Raw genomic sequence first — 4,666 nt, 5'->3', positions numbered from 1 at the left:
CCGATGATTCGGCTCATCTAGCCCATGCCCCTCACGCGGATAGCGAACAAACTGTACCGGCACTTTCCGGTGCTTCAGCGCCTGGTACATCTCTTTGGAGTTGCTGATGAAGGTGTTGTCGTCCTCTTCACCGTGAATGATGAGAGTAGGCGTTTGAATGCGGTCTACATAGGTGCCAGGGGAGAGGCGACGATAGATTTCAGGGTCTTCCCAATAGTAGGCTCCGAGATACTCGTAGTCCCAACGCGAGTAGGAGGAGTTGCTGAAGTCGGTCTGAAGGTGAAAGATGCCGAAAAGGGAGATGGCGGCTTTAAAACGGTTGGTGTGCGCGATGATCCAATTGGTCATGTAGCCTCCGTATGAGCCTCCCATCACCCCCATGCGTTCGGGGTCGGCCAAACCTTCCGCAATGCACCACTCCACCCCGGCCATAATATCTTTGTAGTCCCCGCCGCCGAGGTCACGCCGATTGGCGATGGCGAAGGCGTTGCCATAGCCCTCGCTCCCCCTGTAGTTCGGGCGCAGCACCAGATAGCCTTCGGAAGCCCAAACCGGATGCATCCCATAGCTTCGTAGGGAATTTTGCGAGCAGCCCTTAGGCCCTCCATGAATGAGCAGCAGAAGAGGATAGCGCTTGCCTTTCTCGTAGTCCAAAGGATAGGTAAGCACACCCTCGATTTCTAACCCGTCGAAGCTTTTCCAACACACTACCTCTTGCTTTGGCAAGAGATACTCCTCTGTAAACGCCGCATTGAGCTTGGTGAGAGGCCGTATGGGGCCTTGAGGCTCGTAGAGGTAGATTTCCGGCGGAGCCTGTGCACTCTCCTCGATCCATGCCATTACGCCACCCTCTGGCTGCAGCGCTAACTCAAACCTCGGTACGTCCGAAGGGGCCGGTAAGGGAGTGGTGGTGCCGTCAATACGAAGCAATTGGCTGCCCGTGCGCACGTTGGCCAAAGCGAAAACTGCGGTCTCTTTAGGAGACCACTCGTAGCAGGAAAGGTCGAAGTCGTAGTCCGTTAACAGAGCATATTCGGGCGCCTCGGGCAGTTTGTTCAACCATGAGGGTAACTTTGTGGAGTGAGCAACGGGCGGCAAGAGCGGTGCAGGGATGCGCATTCCAAAAAGGCTTTCGCGCGAATAAGAGAGCTTTGGGTCGAGCCAACCTAGAAAAGTGACTGCGTGCCCATCCGGTGACCAACGAAGATGGTATTTGCCACCCTCCCGATTGCTAAGCAGGTGGGCTGCCGGCTCACCTTCCTCAGGAAGGGTTAGCAGATAGATGTCGGCGATGTGGGCATCGTCTGGGTCGCCCGTGCGGTTGGTTATATAGCAGAGGCAGGTTCCATCTGGCGACAGCGCAAACGATTCCACTCCGGGGTCGGCGGTGAAAAGGAGTTGAGGTTTTCGTTCCTTAATGTGTATGCGCCAAAACTGCTTCCGCGGGCGCGGCTCTGTTTCGTCAATCGAGTCTATGTGTTGCTTCTGATAGTCGCGCTTTGCGTTGGCGATAGGCTCCGGCTTTGGCTCTGCGGTGAGAAAAAGAAGGGTTTCGGCATCTGGGAACCATGCATAGCTTTCGACACCCTCCTTTGCCTGGGTAAGGCGGAAGGCTTCCCCTCCTTCCAAAGGCAGAATCCAGATTTGTGAGGTTCGTTCTTCCTCCTCATTGTCTTCTTCCTGTCCGCCTTCTGGGCGTTCGGAGAGAAAGGCGAGATAGCGCCCATCTGGCGACCATCTAGGTTCGCGTTCGCCTTCCTTGGCAAAGGTGAGTTGGCGAACGTTTTCGTCTGGCTCCTCCTCTTCGTTGTCGGGTGGCGACCACAGCTCGGCCAGCCAGATATGGCGGTTCCAGCGGCTCTCTTCAAAGTCGGCCTCCTCAAGTACAAAGGCGACGCTATGCCCATCCGGGTGAACTTGTGGGCAACTCAGCCGTTTGATTTCGAGCAGGGCACGCGGGGTAAGCCGCCGTTTTTGGGGCACTTCGTTAGGGCTTTTTGGCATAGGGTGGGATGTTCGTCTCCTCAAAAACAAGGCAGGGTTGGGCGTTATGTAGGGGGGTATGCAGACGATTTAGGACCGCCTCACGCAGTTGCGCCTGGGGGGCCGGCATAGGGTAGCGGGAAAGCGCTTCCGAGGTTGCCCATGCCTTGGGCCGCTCTTCCTGTGGCACCACTGAGGTGGTGGGGCGCATGAGATAGCCGTGGAGGGTTATCCGATAGTGCATCACGCCGTGCTTGATTCGGGTAAGCGGCGCAACCTGACCCTGAACGGCTCTAAACGTTTTAGGTTCTAGGGCCTCCACCTCCAGACCGGCCACCTCACGGGCGGCTCGGTGGGCGCCTTCAAGGGGCGTTTCCCCTGTTGCACACACCACACGCGGGAACTCCCAAAGGCCTCCCCAAAGGCCATGCGGTGGGCGCTGTACGATAAGTAAGGCCCCTTCCTCGTTGCAGATGAGGGCGCTGCTGTGAACGGCCGGTATCGAGCGCTTACCGGAGGGAGTTTCCGGCCAGGCAGTTGGATCGGGGGCATTACCGGCCACACAATGTGCCAGTAGCGGGCACCGTTCGCAACGCGGATCGGAGGGAATGCAGACGAGGGAGCCAAGCTCCATGAGCGCCTGGTTGAAGGCGCCGGGTTCATTTGCGGGCACAAGCTGCTCCGCCAGGTGCCAAAGACGCGCTTGCGTGGAGGCGCTGTGCAAGTTGCCGCTTACGCCGAACAGGCGCGACAGCACGCGGGCTACGTTGGCGTCTACGAGAGGATAGGGCTGATTGAAGGCGATGGAGCGAATGGCGCCCGCTGTATAACGCCCTACGCCGGGCAGGCTTTCAATGGCGCCCGGCTCTGTTGGCAGCTCGCCGCCGTAGCGCTCAACGAGGATTTGGGCGGCTCTGTGCAGATTGCGGGCACGCGCGTAGTAGCCTAACCCCGCCCAATAGCGAAGCACCTCCTCAAAGGGTGCCTCTGCCAAGGCCTTCACCGTGGGAAAACGTTCCATAAAGCGAAGATAGTAAGGGATAACGGTGGCAACCTGGGTCTGCTGCAGCATGATCTCTGAGACCCAAACTCCGTAGGGCGAAGCGCCACGCCAAGGGAGGTCGCGCTTATTTTGCAGATACCATGCCAGCAGATCGGTAACAATACGTTCGCGCAGATCGCCTGTAATCGGCGCTTCAGAGGCAGTTTCCATACTGCAGGATTATACCCCGTGCGTCGGCTTGCCGGTCTCCCCTCCCCCTGATAGGTGGAGAGGGGGCTGTCTGGTGAGATAAACAACTGTCATTTCGAGCCGAAGGCGAGAAATCTTGCATTTCCATTCCCAGCGGTTAGGGAGGTGCTGGCACACGGCGATGCAGCGGCCAGGGAGACAGGGGTAAGGAAATATCATAGGCCGCTGGGGGTTATTATGTCTTATTGGAAAAAGGAGCTATTGCGTTTTGTTTTCCAAAGGTAAGCATATCGTAGGCAACCGCGAACGAGCCTGCTCTACCCGCTCCCAAAATGGGGATAGGTGCTTTGAGAGGCGCCCACCGCCAGGTGCTCCCTGTAGGAGGCAAGGGGCAGAAAGGGTACAGTTCAACTCGCCTCTGGGTAGGAGCCAAGCACGCGCACAAACAGCGAATGCTCCTTCAAAAGATTGAGGGCTTTAGAAACGGCGATGTCCTTTACATGCCCTTGAAGGTCTACATAGAAGAAGTACTGCCATGGGGCGCTGCGGGTAGGCCGTGTTTCAATCATCGTGAGGTTCACATCGTACTTCTCGAAGGCGTTAAGCGCGTGGGCCAACTCGCCGGCTCGATTGGGCACGGTAAAGATGAGGGAGGTTTTGTCTTTACCGGTGGGTTCTGGCTCGTTGTAGCCCAGCACCAAAAAGCGCGTACGGTTCGTGGGGTCGTCTTCGATATGTTCACACAGGATGGGTAGGTCGTATTTTTCTGCCGCAAGGTAGGTGGCGATGGCCGCGCTTTCTGGGTCGCGAGAGGCAAGTTCGGCGGCCTTTGCCGTGCTCGAAGCCTCTATCTCCTCCACATGGGGCAAGTGGTTACGCAGCCATTGGCGACACTGGGCTAACGGTTGAAAGTGCGAGTAAAGCCTTTTTATCTCCTCCAATGTGGTGCAGCGCGACAAAAGGTTATGATAGATCGGCTGATAGATCTCCCACACCACCCGAAGATTGGAGTTTAGGAACGAGTCGAGCGTTTCCGGAACGGCGCCGGCCCAAGAGTTTTCCACAGGCACCACGCCGTAATCACAGAGGCCGCGCTCCACCTGCGCAAACACCTCGGCAATGCGTTCCACCGGCACAAACTCCGAAGAGGAGCCGAAGCGCGCTATGCCAGCCAAATGGCTGAAGGTGCCTTCCGGGCCTAAAAAAGCCACCGTGAGCGGCTTTTCAAGCGCACGGCAAGCGGAGATGATCTCCCGATAGATGGCCCGCACGGCCTGTGCCTCTAGCGGGCCGGGATTCATCTGAACCAAGCGCCGAAAAACAGTATGCTCCCTTTCTGGGGTAAAATAATGTGATCGCGTTCGTGATTTGGCATGCCCGATCTGACGGGCAAGCTCTGCACGGCGATTCAGCAGGTGCAAAATCTGTTCGTCAATCTGGTCAATCTCTTTGCGCCATTCCGGCAAGCTCATCGTTGGGTTTCACCTCGTT

3 protein-coding genes are annotated in these 4,666 nt (G+C 57.3%); all 3 read right to left on the bottom strand.

Annotated features, from left to right (window positions below):
- A partial coding sequence (locus VKV29_RS09890; RefSeq protein ID WP_324201142.1) for a S9 family peptidase occupies positions 1-2,004 on the bottom strand: 2,004 nt, incomplete at its 3' end.
- Positions 1,988-3,196, bottom strand: coding sequence for an A/G-specific adenine glycosylase (mutY, locus tag VKV29_RS09885; protein ID WP_324201141.1), 1,209 nt, complete (start codon positions 3,194-3,196; stop codon positions 1,988-1,990). The genes VKV29_RS09890 and mutY, both read right to left, overlap by 17 nt.
- 386 nt (positions 3,197-3,582) lie before the next feature.
- A complete protein-coding gene (gene pheA / locus VKV29_RS09880) occupies positions 3,583-4,647 on the bottom strand; it encodes a prephenate dehydratase (protein WP_324201140.1) in 1,065 nt (354 codons plus the stop codon).
- Positions 4,648-4,666: the final 19 nt, after the last annotated feature.

Origin of the sequence: Chthonomonas sp. (assembly GCF_035294165.1) — a bacterium.
Lineage (GTDB): Bacteria > Armatimonadota > Chthonomonadetes > Chthonomonadales > Chthonomonadaceae > Chthonomonas.
The sequence above is the reverse complement of the archived record's forward strand: the minus strand, read 5'-3'. Positions and strand labels throughout refer to the sequence as shown.